Here is a 19,671-nt window from a genome sequence, read left to right as displayed (position 1 = left end):
GAGCGAGTAACTCCCACTCCTGGTCCGTGAGTTCATGACGGCGTACCACGCCACCATGATCCACCATCTAGCGATCTTTGAAGACGGACCCTAGTGCCGCGGCAGGCAGCGTTTGGTCGCGACGGGGCGAACGTCGCCTGCCGCGGCACCAGGTCGTGTCCGCCGCAGGCGGGACTTTGCGGACACGACCTGGGCGGGCCGGTTCAGGCGAACTCGGGTTCCGGGGTCGCGGGGCCGCCGAGGGCGTTGCGGCGCTCGGGCGGCGTCAGCGACACCATCCGGCGCCATCCGCCCATGCGTTCGTAGGCGTACATCGCGTGGATGCCCGCCGCGAGCACGGCCGACTTGGCCCTGGACCAGCCGAGGATGCGGCCCATGTGCGCCATCACGGCGAGACTGACGTCCCGGTAGATCCGGATCTCGGCGAGCGCGCACGCGCGCAGGGTGCGCTGGATGGCCCGGCCGTGGCCCGCGTAGGCGAAGCGCAGCAGCTCCTCGTGGCAGTAGGCGAGGTGGTTGTCCTCGTCGTTGGAGATCTGCTTGACCGCGCGGCCGACGTCGGGGTGGTCGGCGAAGTGCTTGCGGAGCAGGTCCATCTGCTCCGAGGCGCGCTGCTCGGTGACCCGGCTGTGCGAGAGGTAGGTGACGATGTCCTGGACCGTGAGCCGCTCGTCGCGCCTCAGCTGCTCGTGCGCGAGGCCGATGCCGTTCTTCTCCAGGAGCATGGTGTAGTCGGTCTCGGGCGGGACCGGCACGGGGTCGAGGCCGCGCTTCTTCATGAGGGCGCTGAAGATCCGGCCGTGCTTGTCCTCGTCGGCGCCGTGCCGGCTGATCTTGGGGGCGAGTTCTCGCTCGGCCTCGGGCACGAGGGCGGCGATCCGGGCGTTCTCCCAGCCGCCCTGGGACTCACCGCTCGCGGCGATGGAGCAGAACAGGGCGAAGGACTCGTCGTTGTCGAGGATCTCCTGGAACAGACTCTTGGCCGAAAGCATCGTGGGCACCTCTCCCGCGCGCGTGGGCGTACTGCGACATTCCGCAGGTTTCCGCGAAGAACGAGTCAAGTGCGGGGTGGGGGGCGCTGCAACAGGTGTGAGGGACAACTCCGCCGAATGGAGGATGCGGGGGCCGCGGGGCCCCGGTCGGCAAAGAGGCCGCTGTGCCGTAACCGAGGGCGGCCCCGGCGCGTTGTTCCGCGTGACGGCCGTGGCGGGGAAGACCCCCGAGCCCCCACCACGGCCGCGGAACTTGGGACGCGCGACCGTCGAAGCCGTCAGGCGAGCCCGGCGCGCTCCAGGGCCTCCGTGCCGGCCCTGAGGGAGGCGAGCCGCTCGTCGAGCGTGAAGCCCGCCGGTGCGAGCGAGAGGGTGGTGACCCCGGCCGCGGCGTAGGCCTTCATCCGGTCCGCGATCCGGTCGACGGAACCGAGCAGTGTCGTCTTGTCGATCAGGTCGTGCGGTACGGCGGCCGCGGCGCCCTGCTTGTCGCCGGAGAGGTACTTGCTCTGGATCTCGGCGGCTTCCCGCTCGTAGCCCATGCGCTGGGCGAGCTGGTTGTAGAAGTTCTGCTTGGGGCTGCCCATGCCGCCGACGTACAGCGCGGTGTAGGGGCGGAAGGTGTCGGCGAGCGCGGCCACGTCCTTGTCGTCGCCGACGGCGAGCGGCAGGGTCGGGCAGACGTCGAACCCGTCGAGGGTCTTGCCGGCCTTCTCGCGCCCGGCGCGCAGGTGCGTGATCGTGGTGTCCTCCAGGTGCTCGGCGGAGGGGAAGATCAGCAGGGCGCCGTCGGCGATCTCGCCGGTCTGCTCGAGGTTCTTCGGGCCGATCGCGGCGATGTACAGCGGGATGTGCTCGCGCTGCGGGTGCACGGTGAGCTTGATGGGCTTGCCGGGACCGCCGGGCAGGGGCAGGGTCCAGTGCTGTCCCTCGTAGGACAGGCGCTCGCGGGTCATGGCCTTGCGGACGATCTCGACGTACTCACGGGTGCGGGCGAGCGGCTTGTCGAACTTGACGCCGTACCAGCCCTCGGAGACCTGCGGGCCGGAGACACCGAGGCCGAGGCGGAATCGGCCGCCGGAGAGGGAGTCGAGGGTGGCGGCGGTCATGGCCGTCATCGCGGGCTGGCGGGCCGGGATCTGGAAGATGGCCGAGCCGACGTCGATGCGCTCGGTCTGGGCGGCTACCCAGCTCAGCACGGTGGCGGCGTCGGAGCCGTAGGCCTCGGCGGCCCAGCAGACGGCGTAGCCGAGCCGGTCGGCCTCCTGAGCGACGGCCAGGTTGTCCGCGTCCATTCCCGCACCCCAGTAGCCGAGGTTGATACCGAGCTGCATGCCACATCCCCTTACTGATCAGTAACGTGCCTGTGCGGGCACCCTAGCGCGCGGGCCGGGGGCAGGTACACGGCCACCGCCGACGCATTGTCTACGTGGATGAACAGAAATCATGGTCGCGACCATTGACGCGTCCACGGCACGTTCTTACCTTTCGGCATGGAAAGCGCTTTCCAGCACCCACCTTCCGAAGACGGACGGAGAGGCAAGGATGAAGCGAGCACTCCCCCTGGGGCTCCGCGCGGCGTCGGCCGCAGCGATCCTCGCGGCAGCGCTGGGCACACTCGGCACGGCGCCCGAGGCCGCGGCGGCGGCCGGCACTGCAACCGGTTACGCGGCCCAGAACGGCGGGACGACCGGCGGCGCAGGAGGCGCGACGGTCCGGGCGACGACGGGAACGGCGATCCACCGGGCGCTGTGCGGCCGGGCGAGCGCGAGCACCCCGATCACCATCGAGGTCACCGGGACCATCAACCACGCCAACACCAAGAAGGTGTCGGGTGGCAGCTGCGACACCGCGGACGGCGTGATCGAGCTGAAGAAGGTCAGCAACGTGACGATCGTCGGGGTCGGCGGCGGCGCCCTCTTCGATCAACTGGGCATCCACATCCGCGAATCGAAGAACATCGTCGTCCAGAACGTGACCGTGCGGAACGTCAAGAAGTCGGGTTCCCCCACGTCCAACGGCGGGGACGCCATCGGCATCGAGCGCGACGTCCGCAACGTCTGGATCGACCACACGACCCTGGAGGCGTCGGGCGGCGAGCCGGAGGGCTACGACGGGCTGTTCGACCTCAAGGACAACACCCAGTACGTGACGCTGTCCTACAGCGTGCTGCGCAACTCCGGCCGGGGCGGCCTGGTCGGGAACAGCGAGAGCGACCGGTCGAACGGCTACATCACGTACCACCACAACCGGTACGAGAACATCGACTCCCGCGCCCCGCTGCTGCGCGGCGGCATCGCTCACCTCTACAACAACCACTACGCGCGCCTCAACGAGTCCGGCATCAACTCCCGGGCCGGCGCCCGCGCCAAGGTGGACAACAACTACTTCGAGGACTCCAAGGACGTCCTCGGGACCTTCTACACCGACGAGGCCGGGTACTGGCAGGTCGGGGGCAACATCTTCGACAACGTGACCTGGTCCGCCCCCGGCGGTGAGAACCATCCGGCCGGCCCGGACCCGAAGTCGAACACCACGGTCGCCATCCCCTACTCCTACGCCCTCGACGCGGCGGGGTGCGTACCGGCCGTGGTGAGCCGGACGGCGGGCGCGAACAAGGGGTTGCTGGTGTCGGACGGGAGGTGCTGACCGAGGACGGCGGCGGGCGGCCGGTGCCGGAAGGGGGGGTGCCGGAAACGGGGAGGTGACCGCCGAGGACGGAGGCGGGCGGCCGGTGCTCGGCAATCGGCCGGCCGCCTCCGGAAATCCGTCGTCCGCGGCCACTCACACGGCAGGTTCTGGCCAGTAATCTCGGCGTTCATGGAGCAGAGGCATCTCGGCCGCACCGGCCTTCGTGTGTCCCGCATCGGACTCGGCACCCTGACCTGGGGGCGGGACACCGACGAGCACGACGCCGCGGACCTCATGAAGACGTTCTGGGAAGCGGGCGGGACCCTCGTCGACACCGCGGACGTGTACGGGGACGGGGAGGCCGAGTACCTGCTCGGCAGGCTCATGGAAGGGCTGGTGCCCCGCCGGGACCTGGTCGTCTCGACCAAGGCCGGCAGCGTGCCGGACCCCGACCGCCGCTTCGACGGCTCCCGCGGCCATCTGCTCGCCGCGCTGGACGCCTCGCTCTCCCGGCTCGGCACGGACTACGTCGACCTGTGGCACGTACACGCCTTCGACCCACAGACCCCTCTGGAGGAGACCCTCCAGGCGCTCGACCTGGCGGTCTCCAGTGGGCGTGCGCGCTATGCGGCCGTCTCCAACTTCTGCGGCTGGCAGCTGGCCAAGGCCGCGACCTGGCAGCTGGCGGCCCCGGGCATCCGGACCCGGCTGGCCGGGACGCAGCTGGAGTACTCCCTGCTCCAGCGCGGTGTGGAGCGGGAGGTGCTGCCGGCCGCCATGGACCTGGGGATAGGACTGCTGCCCTCCTCGCCGCTCGGGCGCGGAGTGCTGACGGGCAAGTACCGGGGCGACTCGATGCCACCGGATTCACGCGGTGCCTCCGAGCACCTCGCGCCCTTCGTCGCGCCGTACCTCGACGACACGGCGAGCCGCATCGTGGACGCCGTGGCCACCGCGGCCGACGGGCTTGCGGTGACGCCGCTCCAGGTGGCCCTGGCGTGGGTGCGCGACCGGCCCGGCGTCACCGCCCCGATCGTCGGCGCGCGCAACGCGCAGCAGCTCACGGCGGCATTGTCAGTGGAGACCCTTAGTCTTCCTGACGAGATCTGCCGGGCGCTCGACGATGTGTCGGCGCCCGTGCACCGCTATCCCGATCACGACTGGAGCACGCTGTGAGCACGGAGCCCGAGACCACGGAGGACACCGAGCCGGGGACGCCGGGCGCCGAAACCGCACACGCCGCACAGGCCGACAGGACCGGTAGCCCCGACGAGCCCGGTCCCGAGCAGACGCCCGGCACCGGGGGCGGTGACGCGGAGGCCGGGCAGATGGCCGGGGCGGAGAGCGGCGACGCGGAGGCCGGAGGTCCAGCCGCAGCGCAGCGCAGTGACCAGGGCGCCGGGCAGGTTTCCCCAGCGGAGAGCGGTGACCCGGACGCCGGGCGGACCGCCGGGGCGGAGAGCAGTGACGCAGGCGACGGCGACGGTGACGGTGACGGTGACGCCGGGCGGACCGCCGGGGCGCAGAACAGTGACGCAGGTGACGCTGACGCCGGGCAGATTTCCGAAGCGGAGGCCGAGCTTCGGGCCCAGCAGGCCGAGCGGGAGCGCATCGAGCAGCGCAAGGCCGGGCGGAAGGGCCCGATCCGCAGCGGCACCAAGCTGAGCGGCAAGGCCGCCGATCTGCTCGCGGCCGTACGGGCCGTCGAGAGCGGCGAGAAGCCGGAGGCCACGGTGTTCGAGGAGCCCCGGCCCGCCCCCCGCCGCTCCGCCCCCGAGCCGGAGCCGCGGACGCAGCCGGTGACACCGGAGCCGGTCGTCGCGCAGACTGCTCCCGCACCCCAGGCGGTGCAGGCCGTCCGGCAGGTGCTCGGCGAGGGCGGAGCCCCGGAGGTGCTCGCGCCCCAGGTCGCCGCGGCCCTGGGCGAGGGCGCGGACGCACAGCTGCGCGCCGACCCCTGGCAGTTGCTGCGGATCCCCGGCGTGCGCCCCGAGCAGGCCGACGGTTTCGCACGGGCGCTCCTCGGCGCCGAGTGCGGCCCGGACGACGAGCGGCGCGGCCGGGCCGTCACCGGCTGGCTCCTGGAGCAGGCGGCGCTGGCCGGGCACACCGCCCTGGAGATGCCGGCGCTCCTCACGGCCCTGGCACAGCGCGGCGTGCCGGAGCCCGAAGGTGCCGTGCAGGGCGCGATCGCGGAGGGCGAGGCCCTGGTCTTCCAGGACGCCTTGGAGGAGGCCGGTGCTCCGGCCCGGACGGACGAAGAGGGCGAGCAGGACGACGAGGAGCGTCCGGTCCGCGTCCTCGTCGGGCTGGAGCGGTACGCGCTGGCGGAGGAGAGCCTGGCCGACGGCCTGGCCCGGCTGGTCAACTCGACGCCCAAGCAGGACGGTTCGGCAGCGGACTGGGAACGGGCCGCCGCGGCGGCCCGGGGCTCCACGGCGGAGCTGATCCGTGCGGCGGCCGGTCAGGGCCTGGTGCTGCACACCGGCGGGGAGGCGTCCCTGGCCGAGCCCGCGGCGCTGCTGGACGCCGCGCGTTCGCTCGGGCTGCGGGCCTGGGCTGCCACGCACGGCCCGCTCGGCCGTACCCGTTTCGCGGCCCTGCTGCGACGGACCGGCGGGCCGGCGGACGGGGCAGACGCCTCCCGGCAGCCCGGCACGCCCGCCGGGGACGCACCGGACCGCCCCGGGACGGCCGACGGTCCGGGCACCGGCCTCCCCGTCGCCACCGTCTCCGGGCTGCTCGCCGGCCGCGAAGGTCCCGGCCGGGACGCGGACGGCGCCCTCGATCTCGACCTGCTCGTCGTGCTCGACGCGCCCCAGCTGGACGTCGAGACGGCGGCTCTGCTGACCGAGTCGATGCCGGACGGGGCCCGCCTGGTCCTGTCGGGCGATCCGGCGGTGTTGTGGTCGGTGGGGCCGGGCCGGGTGTTCGCGGATCTGCTCGCGGCGCGGATCTGCCCCCAGGTGGCCTCACGGCGGCCGGATCCCGGGCCGCTGGGCGAGCTGGTCTCCGGTGTCGGCGTCGGCGAGCTGAACCAGGTCGAGGCCCCCGGCAAGGAGATCGTGATCGTGCCGGTGCGGGACGCGGGCGAGGCCGTGCACCGGACGGTGCAGCTCGTCGTGGACTCCGTGCCGCGGGCGATCGGTGTGCCGGCCGCACAGACGCAGGTGATCACCCCCGGGCACGGCGGGGCCGTGGGGACGCGGGTGCTGAACGCCGCGCTGAAGGAGCGACTCAATCCGGGCCCGGGCCGCTTCGGCGGCTTCGACCCCGGTGACCGGATCGTCTACTCCCCCGTTCCGGGCCGTGCCCTGCCGGGCCATGTGGTGACCGCGGACGCCGAGGGACTGCACCTGTCGTGCGAGGGCGAGACCTTCGTCGTCCCGAAGGAGCGCGTGGAGCAGTCGGTACGGCACGGGTGGGCGCTGACCGCGCACCAGGCCGTGGGGAGCCGGTGGCCCGCGGTGGTCGTGGTACTGCCCGGCGACGCGGCGCAGGCACTCAGCCGGCCCTGGGTGTACACGGCGTTCGGGCGGGCCGACCGGCATCTGTCGGTGGTGCACGGGGTGGAACAGGCGCTGCCCCGTGCCGTGGCCGAGGTTCCGGCGAAGCCGCGCACGACCCGGCTTCCGGTGCTGCTCGCGCCTCAGATCAGCGGCACGTGACGGGGGTGGGGGTCAGGAGCCGTCGCTCCTGACCCCCACCCCTGTGATCGCCGGCGTGTGCGCTCAGCGGCGGTCCGCGTCCAGCGGCTCCAGGTCCTCGTCTTCGTCCAGGTCGCCGACGGCATCGTCCTCGAAACCGTCGCCGTCCTCGCCGTCTTCGTCGTCCTCGTCATCGTCGACGTCGTCGATCTCGTCGTCGAAGACGGCGCTGACGTCGAAACGGCAGACCACCTGCTGCGGATCGACCTGCTCGAACGGCTCCTCCAGCCACTCACCGGGCTCGGCCGGTTCGTCCGCCGCCGTCACCCAGAGCGTGGAGTCGCCCTCCTCCAGCCCGAACTCCTTGTGCCGGGAGGCGATCTCGTCGGGCTCGAACTCCCCGAAGAGCAGCCCGAGCGCCCCGTGCACCGTCCCGGAGGCCGGAGTGCCGTCGTCACCCTCCGCGGCCTCGATCCGCTGCGCCTGGGCGAGCAGGCGCTGCGGTTCGGCGACCGCGTAGTCGCGGCGGATCAGGACGCTCAGCGCGTTCGGTTCCTCTGGTCCGGTGTACGGGGGCAGCGCGTCCTCGGCGCCGGGGATCTCGAAGGGTGTGACCTCGTCATAGCGGTCGTAGAGCAGTTCGTCGTACACCTCTGCGGCCGCGGCCAGCTGGTTGAACGCCTCGTAGACGGCCGGGTCGTCCTCCCCCGACCTGCGTTCGACAGCGGCCAGGTGGCGGTCGAGCGCGGTCTTCACCGCCTCGGCGGCGGCGCGTACCTCGGCAGCGGTGGGCTGCGCAGCATCAGACATAGTGCAGACGCTATCCGTACCGGGGCCCAGCCCGCACAATAGATGCGATGCCGGAATACGAATTTGTCGACGTGTACGTGCCGCGCGGGGTCTCCCGCAAGGAAACGGCACGTCTGCTGACGGACCACGCGGAGTACGGACACTGGGAGTTGTACCGTCTGAGCCTGCTGCGTGACGGCAGCCGCAGGGTGCGGTTGCGCCGACGGATCATCCGCCAGGTGCGGGCCACGTGGTGAGCGAAGACGGAGCACGGGAAGAAGACACATGACGGAGCGGGCCCCGCGTCGGCGGGGCCCGCTCCGTTGTGCGGGGGGGTCAGGCCGAGGCGCGTGCCTTGCGGTAGAGGACCGCGCCCGCGAGCAGCGCGCCGGCGCCGGCCGGGAGGACCAGGCCGAGCGGCAGGTCGCTGCCGGTGCTGGCGAGCTGGGCATCGCCGTCGGGCTGGGTGACCAGCCGGCCGCCCGGCTTGTTGCCGTGCGAGGAGCCGCCGGGGGACTCGCCGCCGGTGCCGGGCGGGGTGTCCGGGGTGCCGGGGTGTCCGGGCTCACCGGGGTTTCCGGGGTGACCCGGCGTCCCGGGGCCCGGGTTGCCGGGGTTCCCCGGGTTGCCGGGTTCACCCGGGTTGCCGGGGTTCCCCGGGTTGCCGGGTTCACCCGGGTTGCCGGGGTTCCCCGGGTTACCGGGGTTGCCGGAGCCGCCGGGCTCGCCCGGGGTTTCGTGGCCGCCACCGGGCGGGGTGCCGTGGTGGGCACCGCCGTTGGAGCAGTCGTTGCCCGTGCTGGGGTTGGCGACGCCGATGACGTCGACGCTGTTGCCGCAGACGTTCACCGGTACGTGGACCGGCGCCTGGACGTGGTTGCCCGAGCCGGCTCCGGGCGAGTCGGTGGCGTGCCCGCCCGCGTGGGTACCGCCGTGACCGCCCTGGTCGCCGTACCCCCCCGAAGACGGTCCACCGCCCTTGGCGGCGCAGGAATTGCCCACCGACGGGTTGAGCACACCGACGACGTTGACGGTGTTCCCGCACACGTTGACCGGCGCGTACACCGGCGCCTGCACGGAGTTTCCGGACAGCACGCCGGGCGAGCCCGACGCCGCGCCCTGGGCGCCCGAGTCGGCGTGGGCGGAGCCGCCCGCCGCGGCGATCACGCCGGTCGCGGCCGCCACGGTCATCAGACCCTTGCGGGTGACCTGTCGCATTTACTGAATACCTGCCTTCGACCCTGTCTCGAATTCTTCTTGAATTCCCCGAAAGAAGCGTTCGGTCCCGGAGTGCTTGGCACGCTCTCCGGGACCGATGGCTTTGGACTCCCCTCACCGAGGGGAAAGCATCACTTGTTGATGCAGGTGTTGCCGAAGGCGGGGTTCAGCAGCCCGATCACCGAGACCGTGTTGCCGCAGACGTTCACCGGGGCGTGAACGGGCGCCTGGACAACGTTGCCCGACAGGACGCCCGGGGAGTGCACGGCGGCACCCTGAGCACCCGAGTCGGCGACGGCCAGGCCCGCACCCGCGAGAACCAGTCCACCGGTGGCGGCAGCAGCAGCGACGACCTTCTTGATCATTAATCCTCCTAGTTAGCAAAGCGACCCATCTTGCGATCGCATTACCTGTAACGAGGAGGGAGTAATGAGGCTACGAGCTTATCGGCGCATTCACTCTTCCCAGTCGATCCCGCACGCGCGACCGAATACCACGGTTCCCCGGCGCCCGTTCAGGACAAGTCGATGAAACGGTCGAGCACCCGCACACCGAACCGCAGGCCCTCCACCGGCACCCGCTCGTCCACGCCGTGGAACATGCCGGCGAAGTCCAGCTCCGGCGGCAGCTTCAGCGGCACGAAGCCGAAGCCGCGGATGCCCAGGTCGTCGAACGACTTGGCGTCCGTCCCGCCGGAGAGCATGTAGGGGATCGCCTTGGCGGTCGGGTCCTCCGCCAGCAGCGCGGACTGCATCGCCCCCACCAGCGCACCGTCGAAGGTGGTCTCCACGGCCTTGTCGGCGTGGACGTCCTCGCGCCGCACGTTCGGGCCGAGGATCCGGTCGAGGTCGGCGAGGAACTCCTCCTCGTGGCCGGGCAGGAACCGTCCGTCGACGTGGGCGGTCGCCTCGCCCGGGATGACGTTGACCTTGTAACCGGCGCCGAGCTGCGTCGGGTTGGCCGTGTTGCTCAGGGTCGCGCCGATGAGCTTGGCGATGCCGCCCAGCTTCGCGAGGGTCGACTCCATGTCCTCCGCGTCGAGTTCGGTGCCGAGCGCGTCACCGAGTTCGTCGAGGAAGGCGCGGGTGGTCTTGGTGACCCGCACCGGGAACTTGTGCCGCCCCAGCCGCGCCACGGCCTCCGACAGCTCGGTGATCGCGTTGTCCCGGTGGATCATCGATCCGTGCCCGGCCGTGCCGGCCACGGTGAGCTTCATCCAGTGCATGCCCTTCTCGGCCGTCTGGATCAGATAGAGCCGCCGCTGCTCGCTGACGGTGAACGAGAACCCGCCCACCTCACTGATCGCCTCGGTGACGCCCTCGAACAGCTCGGGGTGCTTGCGCACGAGGTGCTTGGCCCCGTAGGTGCCGCCCGCCTCCTCGTCGGCGAGGAAGGCGAGGACGATGTCCCGCGGGGGCTTGCGCCCGCTGCGCAGCCGGTCGCGGACCACCGCGAGGGTCATCGCGTCCATGTCCTTCATGTCGACGGCCCCGCGGCCCCATACGCACCCGTCGGCGACCTCACCGGAGAAGGGGTGGTGGGTCCAGTCGTCGGCGTTGGCCGGGACGACGTCGGTGTGGCCGTGGATGAGGAGCGCGGGCCGGGAGGGGTCCTCGCCCTCGATCCGGGCCACCGTGGAGGCGCGGCCCGGGTGGGACTCGAAGATCTGCGGTTCGAGCCCGACCTCGGCGAGCTTCTCTGCGACGTATTCGGCCGCCTTCCGCTCGCCGGGACCCGAGTGGTCGCCGTAGTTGCTGGTGTCGATCTGGATCAGCTCGCGGCAGAGGTCCACGACCTCGTCCTCGCCGGTGACGCTCCTGGCCGTGTCCGTCTCGCTCACGTGCTTCCTCCCGGTGTCACTGCTGGTGGGTCCCCCTCATCCTCTCTCTCCCCGGTCCGCGCCCCAAGAGCGCTACAGGCCCGTCACACGCCGTTCACGCCCTGCCGGGGTGCGGACGGGGGTGATCGGCCACCCCGGAAAGCCTGGTAATGTTTACGTCGTCGCCGCGGGGATAACCCACGCGACAGACACCTTGTCCGGGTGGCGGAATGGCAGACGCGCTAGCTTGAGGTGCTAGTGCCCTTTATCGGGCGTGGGGGTTCAAGTCCCCCCTCGGACACATGAAACTGAGGGCCGTGACCGCGAGGTCACGGCCCTCGGGCGTTTCCGCGGAGAGGTGACCATGACCAGGCGTTCCTGCCCGTGCGGGCTCCCCGAGGCGTACGAGGCGTGCTGCGGGCGCTTCCACTCCGGGGCGGCCGCCGCTCCGACCGCCGAGGCGTTGATGCGGTCGCGCTACTGCGCCTTCGTGCGGGGGGACGTGGCGTACCTGCTGCGAACTTGGCATCCGCGGACGCGGCCCGGGACGCTGGAGCCGGACCCGGGCATGCGGTGGACCGGACTGGCGATCCTGGGCGCGAGCGGCGGCTCGGCCTTCCACACCAGCGGGACGGTGGAGTTCCGGGCGTCGTACCGGGGCGGGTCCCTGCACGAGCGGAGCCGGTTCGAGCGGGTCGACGGGGCCTGGGTGTACGTCGACGGGGAGTTCCCGGCGTAACGGGGAGCAGCAACAGCGGGACGACGCGAAGTGCCGGCCCCCGGCCGGGGCTACGGCGCCAGGATGTCGAGTTCCTGGAGGGCGCCGACCGTGATCTCGCGGGTCAGTTCCTCCGCCCGGGCGGCGTCGCCCGCGCGGACCGCCTCGGCGACCTGGACGTGCAGGGTGACGGCGGCCGGGTCGGGGTCCTCGAACATCACGTCGTGCTGGGTGCGGCCGGTCAGGACCTCCGCGACGACGTCGCCGAGGCGGGCGAACATCTCGTTGCCGGAAGCCTCCAGGATGACGCGGTGGAAGGCGACGTCGTGCAGGAGGTAGCCCTCCAGCTTGTGGCCGCGTGAGTGGGCGACCATGCCGAGGGCGCATTCGGTGAGCTCGGCGCACTGCTCGGCCGTGGCGTGCCGGGCGGCGAGGCCGGCCGCGACGGGTTCGACGGCCGAGCGCAGCACCGTGAGGGACCGCAGCTGCCGGGGCCGGTCCGCGCCGGCCAGGCGCCAGCGGATGACCTGCGGGTCGTAGACGTTCCACTCGGACCTCGGGCGGACCGTCACGCCGACGCGGCGGCGGGACTCGACCAGGTACATGGATTCCAGGACGCGGACCGCCTCGCGCATCACGGAGCGCGACACGTCGAAACGCTGGGCGAGCTCGTCGGTGCGCAGGACACTGCCCGGCGGGTACTCACCCGCCGTGATCTCGGGGCCCAGGGTGTCCAGTACATGGCCGTGCAGCCCCCGGCCCGGTGTGCTCATGCACTCAGCGTACGGGGTAGATCACGGAGACAAAAAGTCAGACTTATTCATGACGGGCTCTTGAATTAGTCGTACCTAATGGGTTTCAGTTGCGTCGACATCACGTGTCGACCTCGGACAGCAGACAGTGAGGCAGCGATGAACACCCCCCACGTCGTCGTGGTCATGGGCGTAGCGGGCACCGGCAAGACCACCATCGGTCCCCTGCTCGCAGCCCGGATCGGCGTCCCGTACGCCGAGGGCGACGACTTCCACCCGCAGGCCAACATCGCCAAGATGTCGGCCGGTACCCCGCTCACCGACGAGGACCGCCAGCCGTGGCTGGACGCCATCGGCGCGTGGGCGCACGGCCGGGCGGGGCTCGGCGGGGTGGTCAGCTGCTCGGCGCTGAAGCGGTCGTACCGCGACCGGCTGCGGGCCGCCGCACCCGGCGTGGTCTTCGTGCACCTCGCCGGTGACCGCGCGCTGATCGAGGACCGGATGTCGCACCGGCAGGGGCACTTCATGCCCACGGCGCTGCTCGACTCCCAGTTCGCCACGCTCCAGCCCCTGGAGGCGGACGAGGCGGGCGTCGAGGTGAATGTCTCGGGCAGTCCGGAGGAGATCACCCGGCGGGCGGCGCTCGCCCTGGAGGACCTCCCCGAACCCGTGCAGTAGCCCCAGCCGGCCGTCTCCCTCCCCCTACTCCCCAACGCAAGGGAACCCACCCGTGACCAGACTCAGCGTCGAGATGCTGGCAGCGGACGCACCCGAGCCGATCACCTCGGCCGGCCACGCTCAGCTGGGCATCGCCGTCCTGGCGGGCATCGCCGTCATCGTCCTGCTCATCACCAGGTTCAAGCTGCACGCGTTCCTGTCCCTGACCATCGGGTCACTGGTGCTCGGCGCGATCGCCGGGGCACCGCTGGACAAGGTGCTCACGAGCTTCAGCGCCGGCCTCGGCACCACCGTCGCCGGGGTCGGGGTGCTGATCGCCCTCGGGGCGATCCTGGGCAAGATGCTCGCCGACTCCGGGGGCGCCGACCAGATCGTCGACACCATCCTGGAGAAGGCCGGCGGGCGGTCGATGCCGTGGGCGATGGTGCTGATCGCCTCCGTGATCGGACTGCCGCTGTTCTTCGAGGTCGGCATCGTGCTGCTGATCCCCGTCGTGCTGATGGTCGCCAAGCGCGGCAACTACTCGCTGATGCGCATCGGCATCCCGGCGCTCGCGGGCCTGTCCGTGATGCACGGCCTGGTGCCGCCGCACCCCGGCCCGCTGGTCGCGATCGACGCCGTCGGGGCCGACCTCGGCGTGACGCTGGCGCTCGGCGTCCTCGTCGCCATACCCACCGTGATCATCGCCGGCCCGCTGTTCTCGAAGTACGCCGCCCGCTGGGTCGACGTGCCCGCCCCCGAGAAGATGATCCCGCAGCGCCCGTCCGAGGAGCTCGACAGGCGTCCCGGCTTCGGCGCCACGCTCTTCACCGTGCTGCTGCCGGTGATCCTCATGCTGGCCAAGGCGCTGGTCGACATCGTCGTGGACGACCCGGAGAACCCGGTGCAGCGCGTCTTCGACGTGATCGGCGCGCCCATGATCGCCCTGCTCGCCTCGGTGCTGCTCGGCATCTTCACGCTGCTGCGGCCCGCCGGGTTCGCCAAGGAGCGGATCTCACCGCTCGTGGAGAAGAGCCTCATGCCGATCGCGGGCATCCTGCTGATCGTCGGCGCGGGCGGCGGCTTCAAGCAGACGCTGATCGACACCGGCGTGGGCCAGATGGTCCTGGACATCTCCAAGGACTGGGCCGTTCCCGCCCTGCTGCTGGCCTGGCTGATCGCGGTGGTGATCCGCCTGGCGACGGGTTCGGCGACGGTGGCCACGGTCTCGGCGGCCGGTCTGGTCGCCCCGCTCGCGGCCGACATGTCGACCACGCACGCCGCCCTGCTCGTCCTCGCCATCGGCGCCGGCTCGCTCTTCTTCAGCCATGTCAACGACGCCGGGTTCTGGATGGTGAAGGAGTACTTCGGGCTGAGTGTCGGCCAGAACATCAAGACCTGGTCCGTCATGGAGACGATCATCTCGGTGGTCGCCGGCGGCCTGGTCCTGCTGTTGTCACTCGTGATCTAGGAGTACGGCGATGACGGCTCACCCCCTCTTCGACATCGGCGGCCGTACCGCCCTGGTGACCGGCTCCAGCCGGGGCATCGGACTCGCCCTGGCGCGCGGTCTCGCGGAGGCCGGCTGCACGGTCGTGCTGAACGGGCGAGACGAGGACCGGCTCGCCGAGGCCGCCGCCACGCTGCCCGGCGACCGGGTGCGCACGGCCGCGTTCGACGTGACCGACGGACCGTCGGTGGCCTCGAGGGTCGCCGAGGTCGAGGAGCGGGTGGGCCCGCTCGACATCCTGGTCAACAACGCGGGCATGCAACTGCGCGCCCCGCTGCTGGAGTTCACCGACTCCGACTGGCACCGGATCCTGGACACCAACCTGACCAGTGCCTTCCTGGTCGGCCGGGAGGCGGCGCGCCGGATGACGGAACGCGGCCACGGGAAGATCATCAACATCTGCTCGCTGCAGAGCGAGGTGGCACGGCCCGGAATCGCGCCGTACGCGGCCGCCAAGGGCGCGCTGAAGATGCTCACCAAGGGCATGTGCGCGGACTGGGGACCGTACGGGGTGCAGGTCAACGGGCTGGGGCCGGGCTACATCGAGACCGAGCTGACCCGGCCGCTGGTCGAGGACGAGGAGTTCAGCGCCTGGGTGCGTCGGCGCACCCCGGCCGGGCGCTGGGGGCGCACGCAGGACCTGGTGGGCGGAGTGCTGTTCCTCGCCTCCCCCGCGGCGGACTTCGTCAACGGGCAGGTGCTGTATGTCGACGGCGGTATGACGAGCGTGCTGTGACCTGCCGGGAGGTGGCGTGATGCGGGGTTGTGTGATCCACGGTCGGCGCGAACTGCGGGTGGCGGAGCTGCCGGTGCCGCGACCCGGGCCGGGGCAGGCGCTGGTCGCCGTGCGGTACGGCGGGGTGTGCGGGTCCGATCTGCACTACTGGCGGCACGGCGGGGTCGGTGACTTCCGCCTGCGGGAGCCGATGGTGCTCGGGCACGAGGTCGTGGGGACGGTGGTGGAGTACGGCACCGGTGCCGCGGGGCCGGCTCCGGGCAGCGCGGTCGCCGTGCATCCGGCAACTCCGTGCGGGGTGTGTGCGGAGTGCGCGGCCGGGATGCGCAACGTCTGCCGCGACACCCGGTATCTCGGGAGCGCGGCGCGGTTTCCGCATGTGCAGGGGGGTTTCGCGGAGCAGGTGGTCGTGCCCGCCGGGCAGCTGCGGGCGCTGCCCGCCGGACTGGAGCTGCGGCGTGCGGCCCTGGCCGAACCCTTGGCGGTCGCCCTGCACGCCGTGCGGCGGGCCGGGGGGATCGCGGGGCGGCATGTGCTGGTGACGGGCGCCGGGCCGATCGGGTGCCTGGTGGTCGCGGCGGCGAAGGCGGCCGGGGCCGCGCACGTGACGGTGTCGGATCTGCTGCCCGAGGCGTTGGAGTACGGGCGGATCGCCGGGGCGGGGACGATCGTACGGGCCGATGATGCCGATGACCGTGGCTGGCCGGACGAGGTCGACGTGGCCGTCGAGGCGTCCGGGGTGGCCGCGGGGCTCGACACGTGTCTGCGGCGGGTGCGGCGGGGCGGGACCGTCGTGCAGCTGGGGATGTTGCCGGCGGGGCACAGTCCGTTCGCCGGGAATCTGGTGGTGAGCCGGGAGATCGAGCTGCGGGGGGCGTTCCGCTTCGACGGGGAGTTCGACGAGGCGTTGGTTTTGCTGGGTACGGAGGCGGCGTTCGACGGGCTGATCAGTGCGGTGGTTCCCGTGGGGGAGGCCGAGTCGGCGTTCGCGCTGGCCGCTGATCGGAGTCGGTCCTGCAAGGTGCTGTTGGATTTCGCGGCTTCGTCGTAGGGGTGTGCGTCGTCGGGCGGGTGCGGGTGCGCTGTGGTTGTTCGCGCAGTTCCCCGCGCCCCAGGGGTGAGGAACTGCGGGCGCCTTGCGAAGTGCGGGAGCATCGTGGCTGATCGCGCAGTTCCCCGCGCCCCTGAGGGGGGAGCACTAAGGGCGCCATAGGGGGTGCTCTCGCTCCGCCCAGTCTCTGGGCACCTTGCCTGTGCGCATGCCCCGTCTGGATTCCGGGTCCGCCAGGGCCATGCCGATGTGGCCGGCCAGGACGATGCCGATGGTGAGGGCCAGCCAGTCGTGGACGAAGGTCGCGCTGGTGCGCCAGAGCAGGGGGGTGAGGTGGGTGAACCACATCATCAGGCCCGTGGCGAGCATGACCAGCGTGGCGCCGGCGATCCAGGCGGCGTAGAGCTTCTGCCCGGCGTTGAACTTGGCCGCGGGGCGGGACGCGGGGCGTTTGTCGCGGTGCAGGGCGGCGCGCAGCCAGGTGCGGTCGTGCGGGCCGAAACGGTTGAGGCGGCCGAGGTCGGCGCGGAACGCCCGGGAGGCGAGGCCGGCCAGGACGGGGACGGGCAGGGCGAGACCCGACCACTGGTGCACGGTGACGAGCAGGTCGCGGCGTCCGACGAGTTCGGCGAGCTGGGGGACGTAGAGGCAGGCGGCCGTGGCGACGCAGACGCCCATCAGCGCGGCCGTGGTGCGGTGGATCCAGCGCTGTGCGGTGCTGAAGCGCCGGACCTCCGCCGTGGCCGGGGGCGTGTCAGCTCGTAGGGTCATCGTCCCGTCCGTTCGAGCGGCCCACCCAGGCGTCGACGTCGTAGCCGCGCTCCTCCCAGTAGCCCGGCCGGACCTCGTCGGTGACGGTGATGCCGGAGAGCCACTTGGCGGACTTGTAGAAGTACATGGGGGCCACGTAGAGGCGGACCGGGCCGCCGTGGGAGTGTCCGAGGTCCTTGTCCTGCATGCGCAGGGCGACCAGGACGTCCGCGCGGCGGGCCTGGTCGAGGGTGAGGCTCTCGGTGTACGTGCCGTCGAAGCAGGTGAAGCGGACGGCCTTGGCCGTGGGGCGTACCCGGGCGGTGTCCAGGAGCCGGGAGAGCCGTACGCCCTCGAAGGGGGTGTCGGGGACGCGCCAGCCCGTGACGCACTGGACGTCGCGGACCATGCGGGTCTGGGGCAGGGCCTTGAGGTCGTCGAGGGTGTAGGTCGCGGGGCGCTCGACCAGGCCGTCCACGGTGAGGCGGTAGCTGCCGGCGTTCTTGCGCGGGACGGACGAGGCGACCGAGTAGTAGCGGAAGCCGCCGCCGTTGGGGAGCAGGCCGGTCAGGCCGGTGGGGTCCTTGTCGGCCGCGCCGCCGAGGAAGCGCTCCAGGCCGCGTTGCAGCGGGGGCGCGGCGACCACGCCCGCGGCACCCAGGGCGAGGGTGCCGAGGAAGACGCGGCGGCCGATCGGGGTGCCCCGCTCTTCGGGGTGCTCGTCGTTCACACCCGGGTGTACGTCCTCGTTCACGTATTCATTCGAACACCCGCGGCCCCGGCAGGACAGGGACCGCGGGTGCTCGTCAGATTTCCGTAACCACTTCTTGCGCCGAGCGGGTCAGACTGAGGCGGCCTTGTCCAGCTGGAACGCCTCGTTGCCGAGGCCGATCCGGGCGTGCTTCTCGGGGGCGCGGGTGCGCAGCACCAGGCCGAGGACCACGCCGGCGAGCGCTGCCAGGCCGATGATGCCGGGCAGTACCCAGCTGAGCGAGGAGTCGGGACCGGCGCCGACCAGCACCTCGAAGTCCTTCACCGTGTATCCGGCGATCACCAGCAGGGCGCTGCCCGCCAGTGCGGAGGTGACCAGCCGCCAGGCCTGGGCACCGGCGGCGCCGCGGCGGACGAAGAAGACGACGACCGACAGGGACGCCGCCGCCATCAGCACGATCACGCCGAGGGCGCCGACGTTGCCGAACCAGGTGAACAGCTGCAGCACGGGTGCGGTGGGGTCGCCGGCCGGCTTGTCGTCGACGACCGCGAAGGCGGCCACGACCAGCACCGCCACGACGGTCTGGAGCAGCGAGCCGGTGCCCGGCGCGCCGCTGCTGCCGCTGGTGCGGCCGAAGGCGGCGGGCAGCAGGCCCTCGCGGCCCATGGCGAAGGCGTAGCGGGCGACGACGTTGTGGAAGCTGAGCAGCGCGGCGAACATGCCGGTGACGAACAGGACGTGCAGCACGTCCGTGAAGGTGCCGCCGAGGCGGGAGTCGGTGAGGAAGAACAGCAGTCCCGCGCTCTGCTTCCGGGCCGTGCCGACGATGGCGCCGGGGCCGGTGGCAACGGTGAGGGCCCAGCTGCTCAGCGCGAAGAAGACGGCGACGCCGCCGACGGCGAGGAACATCACGCGCGGCACCAGGACGTGCGGGCGGCTGGTCTCCTCCGCGTAGACCGGGGCCTGCTCGAAGCCGAGGAACGCGGCGATGCAGAAGCACAGCGCGGTGCCGACACCGGCGCCGCTCAGGGTGTCGGGATTGAAGGCGTGCAGCGACAGGCCCTCCTTGCCGGGGTCGGCCAGGGCCGCGACGTCGAAGATCACCACCAGGAGCACCTCGATGACGAGCAGCACGCCGAGGACGCGGGCGTTGACGTCGATCTTGAGCCAGCCCAGCAGTCCGACGGCGAGCGCGGCCACGAGTGCCGGTATCCACCAGGTGATCTGCACGTCGGCGTAGGTGGCGAGGAGCCCGGAGACCTCGAAGCCGAAGATGCCGTAGATGCCGACCTGGAGCGCGTTGTAGGCGACGAGAGCCACCAGGGCGGCACCCGCACCCGCGGTGGCGCCCAGGCCGCGGGATATGTACGCGTAGAAGGCGCCCGCGTTGTGGACGTGGCGGCTCATCTCGGCGTATCCGACGCTGAAGAGGATCAGGACGACGCCGAGGAGGACGAAGAGCAGCGGCTGGCCGACGATGCCCATCACCGCGAATGTGGTGGGCATGACACCCGCGACGACCATGAGCGGAGCGGTCGCCGCGAGGACGGAGAGGAGCAGGCCGCCCGTGCCGAGCCGGTCGGCCCGCAGGGCACGCTCCTGCCCCTTGAACGTACTGATGCCGCCGGGGGCGGACGGGCTCGTTCTCGAACTGTCGGTGGTCATCGGGGGAGCGTCCTCACTTCTCGG

General features: G+C 71.7%; 18 protein-coding genes, 1 tRNA gene and 1 pseudogene. 10 read left to right on the top strand and 10 right to left on the bottom strand.

What is annotated here, in order from left to right:
- Positions 1-203: 203 nt before the first annotated feature.
- Both AB0937_RS28560 and AB0937_RS28555 read right to left on the bottom strand, forming a co-directional pair.
- Positions 204-992 (bottom strand): ferritin-like domain-containing protein, encoded by a 789-nt coding sequence (locus tag AB0937_RS28560; protein WP_366715470.1) that lies wholly within the window; start codon positions 990-992, stop codon positions 204-206.
- Between the two features lie 278 nt (positions 993-1,270).
- Positions 1,271-2,326: an LLM class F420-dependent oxidoreductase gene (locus AB0937_RS28555; RefSeq protein WP_363120351.1), complete on the bottom strand. Its 1,056-nt coding sequence runs from the start codon at positions 2,324-2,326 to the stop codon at positions 1,271-1,273.
- A gap of 211 nt (positions 2,327-2,537) precedes the next feature.
- Between AB0937_RS28555 and AB0937_RS28550 the strand changes: the two are divergent.
- The 3 genes and pseudogenes from AB0937_RS28550 to AB0937_RS28540 form a co-directional block, all read left to right on the top strand.
- Positions 2,538-3,638 (top strand): annotated as a pseudogene (locus AB0937_RS28550) (pectate lyase); the annotation flags it as partial.
- Positions 3,639-3,812: 174 nt separating this feature from the next.
- Positions 3,813-4,799 (top strand): aldo/keto reductase, encoded by a 987-nt coding sequence (locus AB0937_RS28545; protein WP_366715468.1) that lies wholly within the window; start codon positions 3,813-3,815, stop codon positions 4,797-4,799.
- Positions 4,796-7,291 carry a helix-hairpin-helix domain-containing protein gene (locus tag AB0937_RS28540; protein WP_366715466.1) on the top strand — a complete coding sequence of 832 codons (2,496 nt, stop codon included), beginning with the start codon at positions 4,796-4,798 and terminating at the stop codon, positions 7,289-7,291. The genes AB0937_RS28545 and AB0937_RS28540 overlap by 4 nt, the downstream gene beginning before the upstream one ends.
- A gap of 63 nt (positions 7,292-7,354) precedes the next feature.
- Here the strand turns inward: AB0937_RS28540 and AB0937_RS28535 are convergent, their stop codons facing one another.
- On the bottom strand, positions 7,355-8,080 hold the full coding sequence (locus AB0937_RS28535) for a hypothetical protein (protein ID WP_366715464.1): 726 nt from the start codon (positions 8,078-8,080) through the stop codon (positions 7,355-7,357).
- A gap of 47 nt (positions 8,081-8,127) precedes the next feature.
- Here AB0937_RS28535 and AB0937_RS28530 point away from each other — a divergent pair, with 47 nt between their 5' ends.
- Positions 8,128-8,316 carry a DUF5703 family protein gene (locus AB0937_RS28530; RefSeq protein ID WP_030244084.1) on the top strand — a complete coding sequence of 63 codons (189 nt, stop codon included), beginning with the start codon at positions 8,128-8,130 and terminating at the stop codon, positions 8,314-8,316.
- Between the two features lie 79 nt (positions 8,317-8,395).
- Here the strand turns inward: AB0937_RS28530 and AB0937_RS28525 are convergent, their stop codons facing one another.
- From AB0937_RS28525 to AB0937_RS28515, 3 genes are all read right to left on the bottom strand, one after another.
- Positions 8,396-9,277, bottom strand: a complete 882-nt coding sequence (locus AB0937_RS28525) for a chaplin (protein WP_366715462.1) — start codon at positions 9,275-9,277, stop codon at positions 8,396-8,398.
- A gap of 131 nt (positions 9,278-9,408) precedes the next feature.
- The gene (gene chpH / locus AB0937_RS28520) at positions 9,409-9,642 is read right to left on the bottom strand and encodes a chaplin ChpH (protein ID WP_366715460.1); all 234 of its coding nucleotides are present in this window, start codon (positions 9,640-9,642) and stop codon (positions 9,409-9,411) included.
- 149 nt (positions 9,643-9,791) lie between these two features.
- Positions 9,792-11,117 carry a M20/M25/M40 family metallo-hydrolase gene (locus AB0937_RS28515; protein ID WP_366715458.1) on the bottom strand — a complete coding sequence of 442 codons (1,326 nt, stop codon included), beginning with the start codon at positions 11,115-11,117 and terminating at the stop codon, positions 9,792-9,794.
- A gap of 195 nt (positions 11,118-11,312) precedes the next feature.
- On the opposite strand from AB0937_RS28515, the gene AB0937_RS28510 reads away from it, so the two are divergent.
- Positions 11,313-11,397 (top strand) — tRNA-Leu (locus AB0937_RS28510).
- A 63-nt stretch (positions 11,398-11,460) separates the two neighbouring features.
- A complete protein-coding gene (locus tag AB0937_RS28505) occupies positions 11,461-11,835 on the top strand; it encodes a YchJ family metal-binding protein (protein WP_366715456.1) in 375 nt (124 codons plus the stop codon).
- Between the two features lie 50 nt (positions 11,836-11,885).
- Here AB0937_RS28505 and AB0937_RS28500 read toward each other — a convergent pair whose 3' ends face one another.
- A complete protein-coding gene (locus AB0937_RS28500) occupies positions 11,886-12,587 on the bottom strand; it encodes a FadR/GntR family transcriptional regulator (protein ID WP_366715454.1) in 702 nt (233 codons plus the stop codon).
- A 138-nt stretch (positions 12,588-12,725) separates the two neighbouring features.
- Here AB0937_RS28500 and AB0937_RS28495 point away from each other — a divergent pair, with 138 nt between their 5' ends.
- Genes AB0937_RS28495 through AB0937_RS28480 form a run of 4 tightly spaced genes read left to right on the top strand, consistent with a single transcriptional unit; the run spans position 12,726 to position 16,520 of the window.
- Positions 12,726-13,244 (top strand): gluconokinase, encoded by a 519-nt coding sequence (locus AB0937_RS28495; protein WP_366715452.1) that lies wholly within the window; start codon positions 12,726-12,728, stop codon positions 13,242-13,244.
- Between the two features lie 52 nt (positions 13,245-13,296).
- Entirely contained in the window at positions 13,297-14,694 is a 1,398-nt protein-coding gene (locus tag AB0937_RS28490; protein ID WP_366715450.1) for a gluconate:H+ symporter, read from the top strand.
- Positions 14,695-14,704: 10 nt separating this feature from the next.
- Positions 14,705-15,469: an SDR family oxidoreductase gene (locus AB0937_RS28485; protein WP_366715448.1), complete on the top strand. Its 765-nt coding sequence runs from the start codon at positions 14,705-14,707 to the stop codon at positions 15,467-15,469.
- 19 nt (positions 15,470-15,488) lie between these two features.
- A complete protein-coding gene (locus AB0937_RS28480; protein ID WP_366715446.1) occupies positions 15,489-16,520 on the top strand; it encodes an L-idonate 5-dehydrogenase in 1,032 nt (343 codons plus the stop codon).
- 147 nt (positions 16,521-16,667) lie between these two features.
- Here the strand turns inward: AB0937_RS28480 and AB0937_RS28475 are convergent, their stop codons facing one another.
- The 3 genes from AB0937_RS28475 to AB0937_RS28465 form a co-directional block, all read right to left on the bottom strand.
- Positions 16,668-17,291, bottom strand: coding sequence for a cytochrome b/b6 domain-containing protein (locus AB0937_RS28475; protein WP_366715444.1), 624 nt, complete (start codon positions 17,289-17,291; stop codon positions 16,668-16,670).
- Positions 17,275-18,000 (bottom strand): molybdopterin-dependent oxidoreductase, encoded by a 726-nt coding sequence (locus AB0937_RS28470; RefSeq protein WP_366715481.1) that lies wholly within the window; start codon positions 17,998-18,000, stop codon positions 17,275-17,277. The genes AB0937_RS28475 and AB0937_RS28470 overlap by 17 nt, the downstream gene beginning before the upstream one ends.
- Before the next feature lie 111 nt (positions 18,001-18,111).
- Positions 18,112-19,647, bottom strand: a complete 1,536-nt coding sequence (locus AB0937_RS28465; RefSeq protein WP_366715442.1) for an APC family permease — start codon at positions 19,645-19,647, stop codon at positions 18,112-18,114.
- Positions 19,648-19,671 lie beyond the last annotated feature (24 nt).

Source organism: Streptomyces sp. NPDC047880 (assembly GCF_040706515.1).
Taxonomy (GTDB): Bacteria; Actinomycetota; Actinomycetes; order Streptomycetales; family Streptomycetaceae; genus Streptomyces.
This window is presented reverse-complemented; position numbering and strand designations above follow the sequence as displayed.